This is a genomic window from Microvirga ossetica (genome assembly GCF_002741015.1).
Classification (GTDB): Bacteria; Pseudomonadota; Alphaproteobacteria; order Rhizobiales; family Beijerinckiaceae; genus Microvirga; species Microvirga ossetica.
The window spans coordinates 565,110-584,357 of record NZ_CP016616.1 but is presented as its reverse complement, the minus strand read 5'-3'; the positions used below and the strand labels follow the sequence as shown (position 1 = coordinate 584,357).

14 protein-coding genes are annotated in these 19,248 nt (G+C 62.8%); 10 read left to right on the top strand and 4 right to left on the bottom strand.

From position 1 onward, the window contains the following. Window positions 1-92 precede the first annotated feature (92 nt). Window positions 93-1,310, bottom strand: coding sequence for a S8 family serine peptidase (locus tag BB934_RS46775; RefSeq protein WP_157933985.1), 1,218 nt, complete (start codon window positions 1,308-1,310; stop codon window positions 93-95). Between the two features lie 1,953 nt (window positions 1,311-3,263). Here BB934_RS46775 and BB934_RS46770 point away from each other — a divergent pair. Beyond that, window positions 3,264-3,740: a hypothetical protein gene (locus BB934_RS46770; RefSeq protein ID WP_157933984.1), complete on the top strand. Its 477-nt coding sequence runs from the start codon at window positions 3,264-3,266 to the stop codon at window positions 3,738-3,740. 563 nt (window positions 3,741-4,303) lie between these two features. Here BB934_RS46770 and BB934_RS02540 read toward each other — a convergent pair. Beyond that, a complete protein-coding gene (locus BB934_RS02540; protein WP_099508222.1) occupies window positions 4,304-5,008 on the bottom strand; it encodes a spermine/spermidine synthase domain-containing protein in 705 nt (234 codons plus the stop codon). A 93-nt stretch (window positions 5,009-5,101) separates the two neighbouring features. Here BB934_RS02540 and BB934_RS46765 point away from each other — a divergent pair, with 93 nt between their 5' ends. The 8 genes from BB934_RS46765 to BB934_RS02505 all read left to right on the top strand — a co-directional run bounded on the left by BB934_RS46765 (window position 5,102) and on the right by BB934_RS02505 (window position 13,382). Then, on the top strand, window positions 5,102-5,254 hold the full coding sequence (locus BB934_RS46765; RefSeq protein ID WP_157933983.1) for a hypothetical protein: 153 nt from the start codon (window positions 5,102-5,104) through the stop codon (window positions 5,252-5,254). Between the two features lie 143 nt (window positions 5,255-5,397). Beyond that, window positions 5,398-6,468, top strand: coding sequence for a LacI family DNA-binding transcriptional regulator (locus BB934_RS02535; RefSeq protein ID WP_099508221.1), 1,071 nt, complete (start codon window positions 5,398-5,400; stop codon window positions 6,466-6,468). A gap of 200 nt (window positions 6,469-6,668) precedes the next feature. Further along, the gene (locus BB934_RS02530; protein WP_099508220.1) at window positions 6,669-8,504 is read left to right on the top strand and encodes an ABC transporter permease; all 1,836 of its coding nucleotides are present in this window, start codon (window positions 6,669-6,671) and stop codon (window positions 8,502-8,504) included. Between the two features lie 48 nt (window positions 8,505-8,552). Further along, window positions 8,553-9,791: an ABC transporter substrate-binding protein gene (locus BB934_RS02525; protein ID WP_099508219.1), complete on the top strand. Its 1,239-nt coding sequence runs from the start codon at window positions 8,553-8,555 to the stop codon at window positions 9,789-9,791. A 35-nt stretch (window positions 9,792-9,826) separates the two neighbouring features. Further along, on the top strand, window positions 9,827-10,954 hold the full coding sequence (locus BB934_RS02520) for an ABC transporter ATP-binding protein (RefSeq protein ID WP_099508218.1): 1,128 nt from the start codon (window positions 9,827-9,829) through the stop codon (window positions 10,952-10,954). Between the two features lie 102 nt (window positions 10,955-11,056). After that, window positions 11,057-11,680, top strand: coding sequence for a dual specificity protein phosphatase family protein (locus BB934_RS02515; protein ID WP_099508217.1), 624 nt, complete (start codon window positions 11,057-11,059; stop codon window positions 11,678-11,680). A 15-nt stretch (window positions 11,681-11,695) separates the two neighbouring features. Continuing rightward, the gene (locus BB934_RS02510) at window positions 11,696-12,526 is read left to right on the top strand and encodes an inositol monophosphatase family protein (protein ID WP_099508216.1); all 831 of its coding nucleotides are present in this window, start codon (window positions 11,696-11,698) and stop codon (window positions 12,524-12,526) included. A 103-nt stretch (window positions 12,527-12,629) separates the two neighbouring features. Further along, window positions 12,630-13,382 carry an inositol monophosphatase family protein gene (locus BB934_RS02505; RefSeq protein ID WP_237050152.1) on the top strand — a complete coding sequence of 251 codons (753 nt, stop codon included), beginning with the start codon at window positions 12,630-12,632 and terminating at the stop codon, window positions 13,380-13,382. 139 nt (window positions 13,383-13,521) lie between these two features. Here BB934_RS02505 and BB934_RS46760 read toward each other — a convergent pair whose 3' ends face one another. Beyond that, window positions 13,522-13,773 carry a hypothetical protein gene (locus tag BB934_RS46760; protein WP_157933982.1) on the bottom strand — a complete coding sequence of 84 codons (252 nt, stop codon included), beginning with the start codon at window positions 13,771-13,773 and terminating at the stop codon, window positions 13,522-13,524. A 425-nt stretch (window positions 13,774-14,198) separates the two neighbouring features. Beyond that, window positions 14,199-15,536, bottom strand: a complete 1,338-nt coding sequence (locus tag BB934_RS02495; protein ID WP_099508213.1) for an ISNCY family transposase — start codon at window positions 15,534-15,536, stop codon at window positions 14,199-14,201. 493 nt (window positions 15,537-16,029) lie between these two features. Here BB934_RS02495 and BB934_RS02490 point away from each other — a divergent pair, with 493 nt between their 5' ends. After that, window positions 16,030-19,098, top strand: a complete 3,069-nt coding sequence (locus BB934_RS02490; protein ID WP_237050151.1) for a PAS domain-containing protein — start codon at window positions 16,030-16,032, stop codon at window positions 19,096-19,098. Window positions 19,099-19,248: the final 150 nt, after the last annotated feature.

Sequence of the window (19,248 nt, the reverse complement as noted above, 5' to 3'; positions counted from 1 at the left end):
GTTGGTGAGCCCATTAACGGACTTTCGACAGGGCTACACCCGGTGCGTTCAGCTGCCTGTTTTGCACCCAAAGTACGATTGCTCGTCGAGGGTCAAGGCATGTCTGAAGTCTGCCCTGCAAAAGGTAAAGCAGCCGGCTGCTCATAGGCCGCAGTTACCGGTGCCGGCTTCGTGGGTTGCGGGCACAGGCCTGCCACCTGGATCAGGCCGAACCCGTACGTCGGATCCCACCCGGGCTTCCCAAGGTCGCGGGTGCGCGCTTCCAGGCCGGACTGAACCACTTTAGGGTCCAACGTGGGGTTGGACGCGAGCAACAGGCTTGTTGCGGCGGACACGAAGGGGACAGCATAGGATGTGCCTGACTTCAGGGTGCCACTGCCCTTCGACGATGCTGTCCAGATATTCACCCCGGGTGCAGCAAGGTCAACATATCCGCCCTGCGTGGCGCGCCGGTACACATTCAGTTCCTGATCCACTGCGGTGACCGCGATGACTCCAGGATAGGCGGCTGGATATGACGGTTCGGCGCCGGGGCCATTGTTGCCCGCGGCCGCAACGATCACGATGCCCTTGGCCTGGGCGGCCTCGATGGCGTTCTGGAGGACCTCATTCGGCGGACCTGACAGGCTCAGGTTCATGACCTGCACACCACGCTCGGCCAATGCCTCAACGCCGGCCACAAGGGACATCACGTCCGTCCGATCAGCAGTGCCGCCGTCGCGGTAGAAGGCATCCACCGCGACGAGCTTCGCGTCCGGCAGGAGACCAGGCGTTTGGCTCCCCCGCCGTCCGACAAGGAGGGCCGCAATCGCGGTGCCATGATCCTGCAACGAGGCATCAGCATGGGATGCAGGAGCTGGCAATACCTCGATCGCCTGGTCCTTCAAGGCTTCGTGCTCGAGGTTGATGCCCGTGTCGATCATGCCAATGAGAGGCGTCGGACCGCACTGAGCTGCGTTGGACGCTGACCAGTTCACGAGAGCAGTTGCCCTGCAATCAGGACCAGTGCACGTACCTGCGCCTTCATCGAGATAGTAGTAGTGATCGAAATCCGCTGAAGCCTGGGCATCGACGAGACGGACTTTCTGCCGCGCCTGCGTCAGGGAGGCGCCTTGGGGAATGCGCAGCCTGACCACCTGTGGGGTGATCCGGCCTTGCGTCCGGGTTTCGACGTGAAAGCCTTGAGCGGTCAGCTTGGTCAAGTCGTCCCGCGACAGGCCTGATGCCAGGATGAAGCTGGTGGATTGCCGCGGCTTGGGGCGGGGGTCGACAGCATCGGCCACACTCGCGGAGGCACTGGCGGTTTGCACGGACTCTGCCTGGGTCGATGCCCGTGAGGGAGCCTGCGCTGAAGCGGCTGCCTTAGAGGCTGCCTGAGCCGGGCTCGAAGTCTGCTGGTCCGATGCGGCGGCCACACCTTGGCTCGTCGGCGTTGGACTGGTGCTCGCCGCTGCCGGCGAGGGAGCTGGCGCCGGGCTCCCGATGGGCTCGGAGGATGCAGGGGCTGTGCTCTGGCTCGTCGGCGTTGGGCTGGTGGAGATAGCTTCTTGTGCAGTCTCTGTCTGGGGTGAAACGTCAGATGCTGCCGGTGCCGGTGAGGGGGCTTCGGTCGGGCTTGATGTTTGCTGGTCGGGTGCGGGAGCTGCGCTCTCGCTCGTTGAGGCCGGGCTGGCCGGAGCATCCGCTTGCACAGACCCTGTCTCTGAACCTTGGGATGCCGAAGATACTTGAGGGACGGCTTGAGGTTGGTCCGCTGTTGGCTGGTCGGGTGCTGTGGCCGTGACCTCGCTCGTGGGGGCTGGGGAGGCCTCCGGAGTTGGGCTCGATGCTGCTTGATCAGGCGTGGGAACTGAGGCCTGGCTCGTCGGGGTGGCGCTGGCGGGGGCATCTGTTTGCACAGCCTCCGCTTCGGCTGGTTCCTGTGAACTCGTCTGGGCCGGCGCGGGTGCTGGGGCAGGGCTCGTCGTTTGCTCGTCAGGTGTAGCCGCCATGTCCTGGCTCGGCAGGGTCGGACTGGAATTCACCGGGGCTGGAGAGATTGCGGAGGGCTGTGTCCCTGTCGGCAGGTCAGGTCCGGGGACCGTATCCTGGCTCGTCGGAGCAGCGCTGGTGGGCGCCTCTGCCTGTACGGTCTGTGTCTCGCTTGACGGCAGAGATGTTTCCTGCGCCGGGGTGGCGGGTGCCTGGTTCGTCGGTGTCGGGCTGGCGCTCGCCGATGTTAGAGAGGCCGTGGGGGTCTCTCCCACTGCCTGCTCGGTTGTGGGGGCTGAGCTCTGGCTTGTCGGCGCGGCGTTGTTGGGGACACCTGCCTGTGAGGCCTGCATCTGGTTTGAAGCTTGTGAAGTCGCAGGCGTCGGGGCGGCTGTTTGATCGATCGTGGGGGCCGGGCCCGCCGTTGACTGGTCGGGCGCCGTGGTGGTGGCCCTGCTCGTCGGCGTTGAGCCAAGGGGGGCACCTACTTCAGCCTTCGCCTGAGTTGAAGCCTTTGATGTTGCTGCTGGTTGAGAGGCAGCTTTCGTCCGGCCGGTCGTTTGCTGGTCCGATGCGGCGGCCTTGCCCTGGCTCGACTGGGTTGGGCTGGCGTTCGCCTGCGCCTTCGCGCTCCCGCGTAGGCTTTCGCTGTTACCTGCCTTACTTGTCTCAGCGGAGCTTCCCGTACTGCTCGCAGAGGTAGCCCTGTCCCCAGCCTTCTGGGCACCGTTGGCTCTCTGCGCCCCAGCCTTATCCTTGCTGGCGCGTGCGCTGGCGGTGCTGCCGGCTACGCTGCTGCGTTCACTCGTCCTCGTGCTGCTGTTCCCGCCCGCACTATTGCCTTTGCCTCCGGCTTTGCCGCTGCTGCCTTCAGCATTGCTGCTGCCCTGACCCGTGCCGAGGCCGCCACCGACACCGCCAGGACTGCCTTTCGAGTTCCCTTTGGTGGCGCCGTTGCCTTTACTGTTCCCCAGGCCGGATCTCGCTTCGGCCGAGCCGGTTCCCTTGCTATCTCGGGCACTCCTGTTCCCGCCCCGTGCGTTGTCAGCCTTGCCTGGCCCTTTGCCGCCTCGTCCCTTGCCGTTCCCGTTGTTGCCTGACTTTCCGTCACCGGAGCCTGCGGACGAATTGCCATCCGCGTTGCCTCCTTTGCCCTGGCCCTGGGAGTTGCCTCCGGCGCTGCCGTTACCGGCACTCGCCCCAGGGCTGGTGCCTCCTCCGGCACCACCGCCTGGACCTCCGGAGGGGCCGCCGCTTGGACCGCCCCGGCCAGGGTCGCCTTTGCCCCCGCCTTGACCGTTACCGCGCTCTCCGCCTTGGTTGCCCGCGCCTGGGCCGCCTGCGCCTGCATTGCCTCCGCCCGGATTGCCCCCAGCTTGGTTGCCTCCAGGCGAGCCGCCCTTGCTGCCTCCGGCATTCCCGTTCCCGCCGCCTGCTCCTCCAGCGTCGCCCGACCTGCCATCGCTGCCTTTTCCGCCGCGGTTTCCATCGGCACCACCTTTGCCACCCCCGGCGCCTTTCCCGCCTCCATTGCCCTCGCCGCCGCGGCCTCCACCCCCATCGCCCCCGGAGCGATCACCGCCCTTGGCGAAGGCTGCCCCATCGAGGACGGGCAAGCTGGAGCTATGGCCGAGGTCAAGCTGAACCCGAAGGGGGAGAGCGGCAGCGGTGCTTGCTACCGCAATCAGGATATGTCGCCAGCAACGTGCCATGATCACCTCATGACGGCTTCAATGCTCAGCTTCGCAAATTGCAGCGCGGCGAGGTAATGAACAGAGGCCGGCTCGCTGATGCGCAGCATAGAGCGCTGAAAATGCGACCTCTACCATATCCGAGATGAACGAGAGCGATCTAATCACTTATTGTGTCAGGCGATAAGCTAAGCAGTAACTCCGCTGTGCTTTAAGTAGTTGGGGCAGGTGCCTTCGCTGTCCTGCGCTAACGACAGCTAACTGGCATATCCCGGAAGTAAGTCGAATGTCCGTTATAGCAGGTAATATCTGACGTTCGTGACCGGCGGGGTATTTCCTGGATTGAACTGAGACGCTGTGCAAAGCCCTGCGTCATGTCCTTGCGATGCGGTAGGTGCTGCCGAGGATGTCGAACATGTCCATCAGGCGGGCGACGTAGGGATCGTGAGCCACAAATTCGTCATCTTCGCGCTCGGCCTCCCACTGCTTCTCTACGGCGTCGATAAGCCTTTGCAGCCGACGATGATGGAGCTCCAACCCGCGAAGGCGGACGCAATCGACGTAGCCGCCACGAGCCCTCCGGTCACGCCCCGACCAGTACGGGGAGACCGCAGCAGGAAAGATGCCGTGGCATTGTCTGTCTAGCTTTGCGCCTGTGAGGCAGTTGAGCCCCGTTGCTTCGTCGCAATCCAGATAGTGTGTCTTGCGCCACCACGTGCTCCATTGGCGCGCGCACCTACCTCATCCACACCAAACCCCACCTTACGCAGGCGCTGGGTGAAAGCTTTATTCGGTGCCGATGACCACACTGCCAGGACGCCACCAGGTGTCAGCGCCGTCCGGGCGGAGCTAAGCCCTGGCAAGTCGTAGAGGCTGTCATTGGCCTTGCGTGTCAGGCCCTCGGGTCCGTTGTCGACGTCGAGCAGAATAGCGTCGTAAGCAGACCGGCCAGACCTGATCAGACGCCCAACATCGCCTTCGAAAATGCTGACGCGCGGATCCTTAAGACTACCGCCGAATACTTCGGCCATGGGACCTCGCGCCCATGCCACAACAGCGGGCAGAAGTTCAGCCACGGTAACCTGAGCCTCAGAGCCGAGTTCAGCAAGCGCAGCGCGAAGCGTGAAGCCCATCCCCAAGCCACCGATAAGGATTTTTGGTCGCTCGCGGCCCCGAAGTCTCAGGCAAGACAGTTTGGCGAGAGCCTCCTCGGAACCACTAAGGCGGCTATTCATCAGTTCGTTGCTGCCCAACATGATGGAGAACTCGGCACCGCGCTTCTTGAGACGCAGTTCGCCCCCGTCACCAGGGATTTTTGCCGTGTCGAGCAAGATCCAGGGGATCATGAATAGCTCTTAGGACAGTATTACCTATTTCGCGCAGGATCATGCACGGTTGAATGTACCTGTTAGGAAGGACCGGTCAATTGACGGACGTTCATGAATGCGTTCGGCCAACGCAGCGTATTCTCTTGCATGATCGTGTTCAAACAATGCATCGAGCGGGGCCGTTCGCAGGTCGATGCGCCAGGACGCTATCGCTTGCCACTGGATGGCTTCGCCGGGGTGCTTGCCTTGATGCGCGAAGGGTGAGGTCGGGATCGCTTCCTTTGGCTTTTCCTTCTTCGGCTTCTTCGCTTCGCGGACGCTTGCCTACGCTGAACACGTGTGCATAGATTTCTTTCGTCAGTTTCGAGGCATCCCAACATCGGCCATCGGACGCACGCAGAGCATCAATGGACGCGGAGCAACCCCCCTTAGACGTGTCTTCAGATCGTGAAGACCATCTGAAACGTGAGCGCACAGCGCGAAGCTTCGTCACGTCCGAGGACGTCGCCCGGCTCGCCGGCGTCTCACGCTCGGCCGTTTCGCGCACCTTCACGCCCGGCGCCAGCGTCTCGGCCGATGTGAGGCACCGCGTCCAGGAGGCGGCCAGGACTCTTGGCTACCGTGTCAATCGCCTGGCCCGGAGCCTGATCAGCGATCAGTCCAACCTGGTCGGGGTCGTCGGCGCCAACCTGTCTCTGCCCTTCATGGCACGCCAGCTCGACGAGTTGAGCCGTGCGCTTCTCAGGCGCGGCATGCAATGTCTGCTCCTGAACGCCGCCGAGGCGGAGCAGGGGATCACACCGCTGATCGAACTCATCCTGGAATTCCGCGTCCGGGCCATCGTGGTGATGTCCGGTTCGCCACCCTCGTCGATCATCGACGAGTGCATGGCCAACGGCGTGCGGGTGATTCTGGTCAATCGACAGGCGGACGACACCGAGGCTGATACGATCATCAGCGATGATCTCAGTGGAGCCCGCATTGCGGCCGAGCGCCTCCTCCGAGCCGGCTGCTGGCGGATCGGCGTCGTCGGCAGTGGGGCTCAGACACCCACCCAGATCCGCCGCCGGGGCGCCTTCGTGGACTGCGTCAAGGAAGCCGGGATCGAACCGGTCGTTTGGGCTTCGGGCGAGACGACCTACGAGACTGGAATGGACGCGGCGAGAGGCTTGCTTTCCGCTCACGATCTCGATGGCGTCTTCTGCGTCACCGACCTCATGGCGCTGGGCTTTCTCGACGGCGCCCGCGCGATGGGACGGCGCGTTCCCGAGGATCTATCGGTCATCGGCTTCGACGATATCCTGCAGTCTGAATGGGCTGCCTATCGCCTGACCACCGTCAGGCAGTCGATGAGCGATCTCACCGAATCCGTGCTGGCGGCGATCGAACGGGAAATGACGGGGGAGAGGGGGGGCCTCGCGCATGAGGTTCTTCCCGTCGAGCTCGTCGAGCGAGCGACTGTCCGCACCGTCGCCTAATTCAAGGCCTGTTTTTCTTACTCAGAAGACCTCTTGCAACCGTTGCACACGTGTGCAAATCTTTCGAAGCCTCACCCACGGCGGGGCGAGGCTCAGCGAACTGACTGCCCTTTCGGCCCGGCCGGATGAGAGCATCCAGACGTCAGACGCAGGGGAAATGCTTTTGGACCGGTCTCCGGCTCCGGGAAGGACATGGCGGAATGACAAGTTCGGCGGCATCAGCACAGACCCCATCGAACGCATCCTCGGCAGGGGCCGTCGCGGGCCGCCTCTGGCATTCCTTCACCCAGCCCGAACGCCTCCTGGGCGTCCTCCTCGCCATCGTGCTGGGGGCGCTGGTGCTCGTGCCGCTGTTCGAGCTGATCCGCGAGACCCTCACCGTTCAGCCCTACGATCGGGCCTATCTGCCGAAGGCGCAGCCGGGTGAGTTCACGCTTTTTCACTACGAGCGGGTCTTCGCCGGGCGTCTCTCCTGGGCAATCTTCTACAAGCCGTTCTTCAACTCGCTGGTCACGGCCTTCGCCGCCACGATCATCTGTCTTGCTTTCGGGGCAGGCTTCGCCTGGCTGATCGTGCGCACGAACATCCCGTTTCGGAGTTTCCTGCACACGCTGGTGATGATCCCCTACATGCTTCCATCGTGGGTGATGGCGCTCGCCTGGATCACGTTCTTCAAGAACGACCGCATCGGCGGAGCGTCGGGCGCCTTCGCGTACTTCTTCGGCGTGCAGCCGCCGGACTGGATCGCCTATGGACCGATCCCGATCATCGTCTGCCTGTCTCTGCACTACTACGTCTACTCCTACCTCTCGGTGTCGAGCTCGATCACGAGCGTCGACAGCCAGCTTGAGGAGGCCGGGGCGATGGCCGGTCTCTCGCGCCTCAAGCAGTTCCTGTGGATCACCGCTCCGCTGCTGCTGCCCGCCATCGGCTCCGCGGTGGTAATGACCTTCATCCGCGTGGTCGGATCATTCGGCACGCCCGCCGTGCTCGGCATGCCGGTGCGCTATTACGTGCTGCCGACACAGATCTATGCCGCCATGGGCACGCGCAATGCGGGCGACGGCTTCCTGCTGGCGTTGGTGCTCGTCGTCCTTGCCTGCCTATTCATCTTCATCAACCAGCGTCTCATCGGCGTCCGCAAGGGCTTCGTGACACTGTCCGGCAAGGGTTTCCGCAGCAAGGAAATCGACCTTGGACCGTGGCGCTGGCCGCTTTTCATCCTCGTCATGCTGCTCATGACGGCGGCGGTTGCATTCCCGCTCGTCCTCCTGGTTCTGCAGTCGCTGGTCAAGACGGCCGGCAATTACAGTCTCAGCAACCTGACCCTGCATTATTGGATCGGCGGAGGAGGCGAGGGCGTCGATCAGCTGCAGGCGGCCCTCGTCGACAACAGCAATATCATCGATGCCACCTGGAACAGCCTCAAGCTCGCGTTCCTCACGGCCATGACGACTGGCATCTTCGGCTTCCTTATCGGCTATGTCGTGGTCAGGACCCGCGGCTCGCTCACTTCGCGGGCGCTTGAGATGGTGGCCTTCCTGCCATACATCTTCCCGGCTCTGGCCTTCGGTGCGATCTATATCGGCATGTTCGCCCGGCCGTTCGGGCCGATCCCGGCTCTCTACGGCACCTTCGCCCTTCTCGTGCTGATCTGCTCGGTCAAGACACTGCCCTTCACCTCGCGCACCGGCATCGCGGCCCTGCTGCAGATCGACAAGTCGCTCGAGGAGGCCGCCCGTGTCCAAGGCATAGGCTGGGTTCGGCGCATGATGCGGATCATCGTGCCCATTGCGGCCGGCGGGCTTCTCTCCGGCATGCTTCTGAGCTTCATCAGCATCATGCGCGAGCTGTCGCTCATCATTCTGCTTGTTACGCCTTCGACCAACGTGCTCGCCGGCGTCATCTACAACTACCAGAACCAGGATATGCCTCAGCTCGTCGGCGTCGCGACCGTGCTGCTCGTCGCCATCGTGATTGCGGTCAACCTGGTCGTCCGTGCCTTGTCAACGAAGGCGAGGGTCGGAGCGGCCTGACCGCTCCGTCCAGATCGACATAACGAGAAGCGAAGGAGGAAGCCCATCATGACATCGACATTTCGCAGCGCAAAGGCCTGGCTCGCGGCTGGCGCCCTGACTCTCGCATTGGCGGCGCCGGCCCTGGCGCAGCAATCGGACCCCAAGTGGGACGCCTGGCTGCAGAAGAGTCAGCTCGGACCCTACCAGAAGAGCGAGAAATGGGACGAGGTTGTCGCCAATGCGAAGAAGGAGGGTGAGGTCGTCGTCTACTCTTCCTCCGGCACGATGCTGAAGGTGGCCGAGGATTTTGCGAAATTCTATCCGGAGATCAAGGTCAAGGCTTACGATCTCGGTTCCGAGAAGACCATCGAGAAGGTCGTGCGCGAGCACCAGGCCGGCATTTATGCGGCCGACGTGGTCTATTCGGGCGGTACCGAGCAGATGGTGTTTGACCTGCTTCCCAACCACCGTGTTGTCAACTACGTGCCGTCCTACCTGACGGACAAGATCCCGGCCGAGCACCGTGAGCCGCTTCTGACGCACGTGATTGAGGCCTATGGCGTCTTCTACAACGCGGAGGCGCATCCGCAGCCGCCGATCAAGACCATCTGGGAGCTGACAGAGCCGCAGTGGAAGGGTCGCTTCTCCATGAAGTCGCCCGCCGGTTCGCTCACCACCCTGATGATGCTGGCTGCCATCGTCGAGCACTCGGACGAGATGCAGAAGGCCTATGAGCAGCATTACGGCAAGAAGCTCCAGCTCTCGTCGGGCGTCGAGAACGCGGGCTACGAATTCCTGCACCGGCTGGTCGGCAATGACATCGTCATCTCGGACAACAGCTCGAAGATCGCGACCGCTGTTGGCCTGCGGGGCCAGGCCAAGCCTCCGATGGCATTTTCGGTCATCCACTATCTGACCAAGAACCAAAGTGACAACTACGCGAACGCGGTTCCCTACGATCTGACGCCCTCGGCGCTGTTCTCCTATCCGACCTATGTAACGGTTGCCGGGCAGGCGCCGCATCCGAATGCGGCGAAGCTCTTCGTGGCGTTCCTGATGGGTAGCAAGGATCTGAACAGCAATTCGGACCTCAAGGCGCCGTTCCGGTCCGGGAAATCCCTCGAGCTTCTGCAGGGCATGGCGGCCTTCTATCAGGTCGGCACGTTCTCGCCGCGCACCGACGTTCCGGCGCCGCCCTACAGCGAGATGTGGCCCAAGGCCAAGAAGCTCACCGCATCGCCTGAATTCGTAAAGGACAACATTGCGAAGATCAGCGACTTCTGGATGGCCGAGACGAGCCGATAACCTGACCTGAATGGCTTCCGCACGAGAGAGTGCCTATGTCTGAAATCACCCTCAGAAACATCACCAAGTCGTACGGAAGCCATCTGGCCCTTCCGAGCCTCGACCTCGACATCCCGAAGGGAAGCTTCGTGACCCTTCTCGGGCCGTCGGGCTGCGGCAAGACCACGACCTTGCGCGTCATCGCTGGCCTCGAGCAGGCGACGACGGGCGAGGTCGTGCTCGGCGGAAAGGCGGTCTATTCCAGCCGAACCGGCGTCTTCGTCCCGCCCGAGCGGCGCGGCCTTGGCTTCATCTTCCAGAGCTATGCGCTTTGGCCCAACATGAAGGTCGACCGGAACATCACCCTGGCGCTCTCGGAGGCGAAGCAGCCTGCGCAGGTGGTCAAGGATCGGCTCGCCGAAGCGCTCGCGAAAGTCCAGCTGACCGGGCTTGCCGACCGCTACCCGTCCGAACTGTCTGGCGGACAGCAGCAGCGGGTGGCCGTGGCCCGCCTGATCGCAGCACGCAACTCGATCCTGCTCATGGACGAGCCCCTGTCGAACCTCGACGCGAAGCTCAGGACGGAGATGCGGACGGAACTGAAGCGCATGCATCGCGAGTTGCAGGCGACCACGGTCTATGTCACGCACGATCAGGTCGAAGCGCTGACCATGTCGGATATCATCGTAGTGATGAAGGACGGGGTCATCCAGCAGCAGGGCTCACCCTATGAGATCTATCACAATCCCGCCAATCTCTTCGTCGCCGAGTTCATCGGCGATCCTAGAATCAACCTCTTTGACGGGATTCTGAGCACGATCGGAAGCGAGCGGTTTGTACGCTTCGAAAACATGGACATTCCCGCTCCTGCGGGTTTGCAGGCTTCGGACGGTCCGGTGACATTTGCCATCCGTCCGGAGAACATCGCGCTTGTCGAGCGGCAGGGCCCCTACAGCCTTCCGGCCGAGGTCGACATCGTTCAGCCCACCGGATCTCAGACGATCATTTCGCTCTCGGTCAAAGGGCACCGTGTTACAGCGCTCATCCCGCGCTTCGAAACCTCCCTGCCGAAGAAGAACATTTGGATCGAGTTTCCCGCCGACCAGCTCACCTTCTTCGACAAAGGCAGCGGAAACCGCATCCCGTTGGAGCAGCCTGCTCTCGGAGCTTCCCACGCGGCCTGAAGGCACCCAAGACGAAGGTCGCGCGGAAACACAAGAAAACCCTGCGGCTCGCCGGTAGGCGCGTCGCAGCTGTACGATGACGAATTCAGGATCTGAGATTTTATGGCAACACAGTTCAACTTCCCACGCCCCCCGATGAGCCTGATCGTCGACGACCTTCCATCATTCGGCGTCAAGCTCTTCGTCGGTGATGCGAATGCGGCATCGGACAAGGAACTGCTCGAGAGCAACGACATCGCCATCGTGGTGAATTGCGCTGTCAATCTCGACATCGATTACACGGCTGGCGTTGGAGCCTCAGACATCGCCTCGCCGCACGGACCGGTGCGGAACTACAAGCTGGGTCTTATCGACGATGCGGGTAACCCCGATACCATGCTGCTCGCGGGCTACTACCTGCTCGACGGCGCCCTGCATCAGCAGCTGCCCGACCGCTTCACCTACCCACATCGCCGCCGCGGCAATGTCCTGCTGCACTGCCGCGGAGGGCGCAGCCGATCCGTGATCCTCGCCGCCCTGTACATCCACATCCAGTTGCCCGACCGATTCCCGACCCTCGATGCGGCCATCGATCATCTGCGCGTCAAGCGCGAGCTCCATCCTGACGAATGGATGGAGACGCCAAAGCCGATGCTGATCGAGGCCGCACGCCACGCGGCTGCATGGATCCGGCGGATCGAGCATGAGAAGCACCCAGCACCACAGCCCGTTTCATCAAACCAGTAAGCAGGATCAAGCGTCATGCCTGTCTCCACCATCGCCAGGGCCGCGGACCCCGCCTCTTTGCCCGCGGCCGAGAAATCCGACCTCAGACTCTCCGTTGCATGCGCGGTGGCGCGCGAGGCGGGCGCCTTAGCCCGCCGCCGGTTCGATGGGCGACCCGGCACGACGGGCATCAACCTCAAGGGCAATCAGGACTATCTCTCGGCTGTCGATGCCGAGGTGGAAGGCCTGTTGCGCAGACGGCTGCTCGAGAGCTTTCCGGACGATTCCTTTTTCGGTGAGGAGGGTGGGGGATCGTTCGACAACGACGTCTGGGTGGTGGATCCGATCGATGGCACGGCAAACTTCGTGCGCGGGATCTCGCAGTTCTGCATCTCCATTGCCTATGTCCGCGGCGGCCAAACGCAGATCGGGATCATCTATGATCCGATGCACGAGGAACTCTTCGCAGCGGAGCGTGGCAAGGGGGCGACTCTTAACGGTGAGCCGATCCGAGTCAGCGGGCTGAGCGACATGCAGTCCGCCACCATTGAGGCCGGCTGGTCGACCAGGCTGCCGCTCAGCCAATATGTCGAGCTGGTGGACAGGATCCTGGCGGATGGAGCAGGCATCCGCCGTGGCGGATCGGGCGCTCTCGCCCTGGCCTATGTGGCCGTCGGGCGGATCGACGGCTATTGCGAGTTGCATATGAACTCGTGGGACGCCTTGGCGGGGCTGCTGTTGATCGAGGAGGCGGGCGGCTGGGTGAACGACTTTCTCGCCCAATCGGGACTACGGGAGGGCAACATCGTGCTCGGCTGCACGCCCGATCTGAAGAACACTCTCGTTCGATTGACGGGAATAGACTAACGCCACTCGCGCGCATGTTTGAAAGCGATCCCATATGCTGCTCTCGACCCGCGATGTCCAAGCCGTGGACCAGATTCTCCAAGAGGCTGCGAGAGTCGAGATCATGCCTCGGTTCCGAAACCTCGCAGCCCATGAGGTTCGGCAGAAATCCTCGGCCATGGATCTCGTGACGGACGCCGATGAGGCTGCCGAACGGCTGATCGCCAAGAGACTGAGGCAGATCTTCCCGCATGCTGTCGTGATCGGTGAGGAGGCCACGGAGCGTGACCCGACGCTGCTGAACGCGCTCGCGGACGCAGACCTCGCCTTCCTGATCGACCCGGTGGACGGCACCAAGAATTTTGCCTCGGGTCTCCCCTTGTTCGGGGTGATGGTAGCGGCTGTGAGGCGAGGTGAGGTTGTTGCCGGCTGGATCCATGATCCGATTGGAAACGATACGGCGGTGGCCGTTCGCGGAGAGGGGGCCTGGATCGAACGGGCCAGCGGCAGCCCGGTCGAACTTCAGGTCGCGACCCCGGTTTCTGTCGCGGAGATGTCGGGGTGCGCCTCCTGGCATCATTTGCCCCAGCCTATGAGATCCACGGTCGCGGCGAACCTCGCGGGTTTCGGGGCTGTTGCATGCTACCGCTGCGCGGCGCACGAGTACCGTATGGCGGCCGCCGGGCATTGTCACTTCCTTGTCGCCTCAAAGCTGATGCCGTGGGATCACGCGGCTGGCTGGTTGCTCCATCGGGAAGCCGGCGGTTACTCCGCACGTTTTGACGGATCGGCCTATCAGCCAACTCTCCGCGAGGGAGGCATTATTTGCGCGCCGGACGCAGAAAGCTGGAGGATCATACGCGAGACGCTGTTCTGACCTTCAGGGATTTTATCCCTCGGCGCCGCGTCGGAACAACGATGCGTGCGCTAAAGCGATTTTGATATGGGCTTGAATCCGGCCAGGTGGGCTACGCGTTGACCTAGCATGCGGTCCAGGAGGCCCCCATGTCCCAGCCCTATTCCGCCGCTTCCGGGTCTGCCCCGCCACCATCTCCATCTGGCGCCGCCAAGCCCGCGAGGAGGGGTGGAGAACGCCCAAGCCGCACAGCGGCGGCGTGCAGCCGCGTCTCAATGCACGCGCTCTTCAGGTGCCGCGCCAACTCGTAGCCGAAGACAATGACGCGATGCTGCGCGAGTACCGTGAGCGCTTGACCGAGCGCACCGGCGTGACATGGTGTCTGGCGGTAATCTGCGGGGCGCTCAAGCACCTCAAGCTGCGTCGAAAAGACCCTTCGGGCGGCCGAGTGGATCCCTGAAAATGGCTGCCGCCGTGTACCTGCCGGCTACCAAGCGGGCTCGATCAGGAAACCGAACAGGATGCGATGGAGGCAGTATGGGGGATGCCTCTTTCCAGCAGGACACGCCCGTTTCCGGCAAGAACGGTGGCTGGGTTCCTTTATCGGGGCGCTTCGATCCTTTATCGCGGCTGTACCTGCCCTAGTTAGTTTCCGTCCATAAACGTGCGCATTTCGGAGCATTTACAATAGGTTGTGCCGAGTTTGAGCGGCTTTGACGAGGATAGGCAGGGTGAAGAGCGCTGAGTGTCGACAAAAATGGTGTCGTGGGCGCGGTTAGGCGCACGTCCCGAGGGCCGACTGTGGCCGGCGTGACGCAATCGCGATGCCTGCTCGGTTCAGGTCGCTTTGAGGCGGGTGAAGAGAACGAGGTTATAGGCCACGACCGAGGACCAGACATAAGCCTTGAAATGATCGAGGCCGCGCCAGGTACAACGCGCCAAGCCGTAGGCGCGTTTGAGGCATGAGATGCCGGCTTCGATGCCGGCGCGGAAGTTGCGCAGCTTGCGATAAACCCACTTGCTTCTGACCATGTCCTCGATCCTGAGGCCGGCTTTCTTGTGGAAGGCCATGTCGCAGACGCCCCACGCCTTCGCTGTGGCCAGGTTGTTGCGCGTGGCGAAGCCGCCATCGGCTGCCGCCTGCCGCGGCGCTTGGCCATAGAAGGCGACGTGGCGCGCCAGCATCGGCAGCAAGCGGTCGCTGTCGGCCGGGTTGCCGGCTTCGATCACCAGATCGAGGATCATGCCACTCCTGCCGGTGGTCAGGTTGAGTTTGTGACCATACTCAGTGTCGCGACTGCCTTTGACGATGATATCAGCATGCTCTTCGAACAGGCTCACCACCTTCTCGTCGGCGGGGACCGGCTCGCCGGCCAACACCCGCCGCTCGCTCTGCCTGATGATGCGTTCGACCAACGCCCGATAGTGACGAACCTGGACCTGCCACAGGGCGATGAGCGGCGTGCTTGCCACGGCCAAACGCTCGCTCGCCTGCTCCAGATCGGCCAAGGTCGCGCGCGTGATGGCGATCAGCTCGCGGTAGAGCCGGACCCGATTGGGTCGACCGCGCGTGAACTGGATCTTGTGAGCGCGCTTCTTGGCTGCGCGGCAATGATTGCGCCATGAGCCGGCGCCGCCGACCAAGGAATCGGCCCGCTTCAGAAGGCGCACCATGATCCGCACAGCATCCCACAGCAGGCTGCTGTCGCTCGGCTCGTGCATGAGCGCCGAGGTCACCGTGCTGTCCAGCCGAACCGCCGCACCGTCTTCGAGCTTCGCCTGCCGAGCGACCGACAGCAGGGCCCGATTGATCTGCTCCCAGGTCTCGGGCCGGATCGCGCTGATCGTCTTCTGCAGCACCGACTTCTGCGGGCTCCACGACCACGGCAGTCGGGCAAAGGCGCGAAATGAAGCGGAGTCCTCGAGGTGGAAGGCCAGCTCCTGGTAGCTCAGTTGCCGGTACTGCTTGAGGATCGCGCAGCGCAATACGGCTTCGGCTGGCAGACCTTGCCGTCCGGTCGCCTTGATGCCGCCCCGACACAGGTCTCGCGCCACCACGGCAAACAGATCGCAATGCTCATCCAGCCATTGCGACATCGCCTTCAACTCGCAGCCGATCTCGTGCGTGGCGAAAAGATCGAATATGCTGGCTTGGACGGTGCGTTCTTGGCGCATTGTCGGCTCCGGCGGTGGCAGGGCTTTGGACTCAGTGGCATGATCCAAGATACCTGAAACCGCCGGGCCTTGCTCGCGCAAAGATATGATTCACGTAATGAAATCAAACGTTTGCCGTTTGTGGACGGAAACTAGTTAGCAAGCCTTCACCCGATCAACACGTCACCAACACATCATGGACAGTCCTACCACTGCCGTTCGATCGGCTCCCTTCGAGGATGTCCCTCGTCATCGCCAGCGACAGCCCCGGAGGGCGCCGGTGCCTGGAGCTGACACTTGTGCCCTACAAGACATAAGATAGTGGAACGGGCACAGAAGAGGACACTTCACGTGAGCGGACGCGATGCACGGCGGGCCTAAACCAAGCAACAGGCTGGACTTCCTTTCGGGCGGCGGGGAAATGGGAACCCTTATGCGCGCGCGCAATTGGTCTGCCACGCCGCTCGGACCGCCGGAACTCTGGCAAGAGGGCCTCAGGACTCTCGTGGGAGTCATGCTGGGATCGAATCAGCCGATGTTTATCGCCTGGGGACCGGAACGGACGCTGCTCTACAACGACGCCTACGCCGAGATCCTCGCCCGCAAGCACCCGGCCGCGCTCGGCCGACCGTTCCTCGACGTGTGGTCCGAGATCCGCAACGACCTCCTGCCTATCGTCGAGCGGGCCTATGCAGGCGAACCCGTTCACATGGATCATATCACCCTCGTCATGGAGCGGCGGGGGTATCCGGAGGAGGCGCACTTCTCCTTCTCCTATACCCCTGTGCGTGACGGGACCGGAGCCGTCGCCGGCTTCTTCTGTCCCTGCACGGAGATCACGGGCCAGGTTCTGGCCGAGCGCCGGGTCGCGACTGAGACCGAGCGGCAGCGGCGCCTGTTCGAACGGGCACCGGGTTTCATCACGATTCTGAGCGGTCCCGAGCATGTCTTCGAGTTCGTCAACGATGCCTATGCCGGGCTGTTCGGCCGGCGCGACTTCGTGGGCAAGACCGCTCGTGCGGCATTCCCGGAACTTGAGGGTCAAGGCTTCTTCGAGCTGCTCGATCAGGTCTACAAGACCGGCCAGCGCTTCATTGCTCACCACATCCCGATCCGCCTCCAAGCGACGCCAGACGCCACGATTGAGGAGCGATTTCTCGACTTCATCTACGAACCCGTAATCGACGACACCGGTCAGGTCACCGGTATCTTCTGCGAAGGCCATGATGTCACGGAGGCACACCTCGCGCAGGAGGCTTTGCGGTTGAGCGAGCAGGAATTGCTGCTGCTCACCGATGCGCTTCCGGTGCTCGTCTCCTACATGGACGCGGAGGTGCGCTACCGGTTCGTGAATAAGATCTATGAAGAGTGGTTTCCGCGGCCGCGCTCGGAACTGATCGGAAAGCGTGTGCGGGACGTCGTTGGCGAAGAGGCCTACTCGAACGTCAAGCACTGGATCGACGCGGCACTGGCGGGCCAGCGTGTAACGTTCGAGCAGTTCATGCCCTACAAGGAAGGACAGGCACGCCATATCCGCGTCGAGTACGTGCCTAGAACTGACGAGAGCGGACAAGTCGAGGGCTTCTACTCACTTGTCGAGGACGTGACCGATCAGAGGGCTACTGAAGCGGCACTGCGCGAGAGTGAGGCACGTCTGCGCGAACTGAACGCCGACCTGGAGCGTCAGGTGATCGAGCGTACGCAGGCGCGGGGCCTGACATGGCAGGTCAGCCCGGATCTGATGGGTGCGCTCAACTCACAGGGCTACTTCGAAACCTCCAACCCCGCATGGCAGACCATACTCGGCTGGTCGGAGGATGAGGTCGCCAGCATGTCGATCTTCGAAATGCTCCATCCGGACGATGTCGAGCGCACGCGGGGTGGGTTCGAATTGACCCAGCAGAACCAACCGGCGATCCGGTTCCCGAACCGCTACCGGTGCAAGGACGGATCCTACCGCTGGATCTCCTGGGTCGGCGTTCCGGAAGAGGGCATGGTCTACTGCACGGGGCGGGACATCACCGAGGAAATGGCGCAAGTCGCTGAGCTGGCGAAGCGGACCGCCGAGCGCGATCAGCTCTGGACACTCTCCGAGGACATGCTCGCGCGCGCCGGTTACGACGGGCGGATGTCCGCCGTCAGCCCGGCCTGGACCCGCGTCCTTGGGTTTACCGAATCCGAGTTGTTAACAAAGCCTTACGCCGACTTCATGCATCCGGACGATGTCGGAGCAACGGTGGCCGGGCTTGCCCGTATTGGGGAGACTGGAAAGCCAACCCGTTTCGAGAACCGGATTCTGACCGCAAGCGGCGAGTGGAAACCGATCGAGTGGACGGTCGCCCCTGAACCGGATGGGGTGAATTTCATCGCGATCGGCCGCGATATCACGGCGGAGAAGGAAGCAGCCGTCGAGCTGGAGCGCGCGCAGGAGGCGCTGCGCCAGGCGCAGAAGATGGAGGCGGTGGGCCAACTCACCGGTGGCATCGCGCACGACTTCAACAACCTGCTCGCCGGCATCGTCGGCTCGCTCGATCTCATGCAGACCCGCATCGCTCAGGGCCGGATGGAGAACATCGAGCGCTATGCCAAGGCCGCCATGAACTCAGCCCAACGCGCTGCCGCCCTAACCCACCGACTGCTCGCCTTCTCGCGCCGCCAACCGCTCGATCCGAAGCCGGTGAACGCCAACCAGCTCGTCGCCTCCATGGAGGACCTGCTGCGCCGGACCATCGGCCCGTTGCACGCCTTGGAGATCGTCACGGCAGACGGGCTCTGGACAACCCTGTGCGACCCCAACCAACTCGAGAGTGCAATCCTCAACCTCGCGATCAATGCCCGCGACGCCATGCCGGACGGCGGCAAGCTCGTCATCGAGACGGCAAATGCCCATCTCGACAATGCCTATGCGGCCAGCCAGCGCGATGTCGTTCCGGGGCAGTACGTGGCGATCTGCATCACCGACACCGGAATGGGCATGCCACCCGACGTGATCGAGCGCGCGTTCGAGCCGTTCTTCACCACCAAGCCCCTGGGGCAGGGCACCGGTCTTGGCCTGTCGATGGTCTACGGCTTCGCCAAACAAAGCGAGGGCCATCTCAGGATCTACTCCAAGGTGGGGCAGGGCACGACGATCAAGATTTACCTGCCGCGGCATCGCGGCGCCCCCTTGGAGGACCAGCCTGCCGATCTGGCGCTTGAGGCGCCGCGTGCGGAAGCGGGCGAGACGGTGCTGGTCGTTGAGGACGAACCGGTCATTCGGGACCTGATTGTCGAAGTTCTTCGGGAATTGGGTTACCGCGCGCTGGAGGCTGCCGATGGAACTGCGGGCCTCAAGGTCCTGCAATCGCGCAAGCGCATTGACCTGCTTGTCACAGATGTCGGGTTGCCCGGAGTCAACGGGCGCCAGCTTGCAGATCAGGCGCGGGTCACGCGTCCGGACCTGAAGGTACTGTTCATCACAGGCTACGCCGAGAATGCAACTCTGCCGAATGGCTTCCTCGACCCCGGCATGGAGATGATCACCAAGCCCTTCGCGATTGAAGCGCTGGCGACTAGGATCCGGAATATGATCCAGGGCAGTTAGGTAGGTAAAATCTTTCGGCGCGGTGCTGTTTGCTGCCGCTGTCGAACTGCGAAATTGGAACCAGAGGTCATCCCGGGCGAACCGTCACTGGTAACGAGCATCTGCTCCGGCCCATCAGGCCGCAACTAAGCAGGTTTCAGCGGGGTGGCC

Bases quoted from the DNA above. Each gene is read 5' to 3' on its own strand.
- BB934_RS02540 (WP_099508222.1), bottom strand. From the start codon at position 5,008: ATGATCCCCTGGATCTTGCTCGACACGGCAAAAATCCCTGGTGACGGG.
- BB934_RS46765 (WP_157933983.1), top strand. From the start codon at position 5,102: ATGAATGCGTTCGGCCAACGCAGCGTATTCTCTTGCATGATCGTGTTC.
- BB934_RS02535 (WP_099508221.1), top strand. From the start codon at position 5,398: ATGGACGCGGAGCAACCCCCCTTAGACGTGTCTTCAGATCGTGAAGAC.
- BB934_RS02530 (WP_099508220.1), top strand. From the start codon at position 6,669: ATGACAAGTTCGGCGGCATCAGCACAGACCCCATCGAACGCATCCTCG.
- BB934_RS02525 (WP_099508219.1), top strand. From the start codon at position 8,553: ATGACATCGACATTTCGCAGCGCAAAGGCCTGGCTCGCGGCTGGCGCC.
- BB934_RS02520 (WP_099508218.1), top strand. From the start codon at position 9,827: ATGTCTGAAATCACCCTCAGAAACATCACCAAGTCGTACGGAAGCCAT.
- BB934_RS02515 (WP_099508217.1), top strand. From the start codon at position 11,057: ATGGCAACACAGTTCAACTTCCCACGCCCCCCGATGAGCCTGATCGTC.
- BB934_RS02510 (WP_099508216.1), top strand. From the start codon at position 11,696: ATGCCTGTCTCCACCATCGCCAGGGCCGCGGACCCCGCCTCTTTGCCC.
- BB934_RS02505 (WP_237050152.1), top strand. From the start codon at position 12,630: ATGCCTCGGTTCCGAAACCTCGCAGCCCATGAGGTTCGGCAGAAATCC.
- BB934_RS02495 (WP_099508213.1), bottom strand. From the start codon at position 15,536: ATGCGCCAAGAACGCACCGTCCAAGCCAGCATATTCGATCTTTTCGCC.
- BB934_RS02490 (WP_237050151.1), top strand. From the start codon at position 16,030: ATGCTGGGATCGAATCAGCCGATGTTTATCGCCTGGGGACCGGAACGG.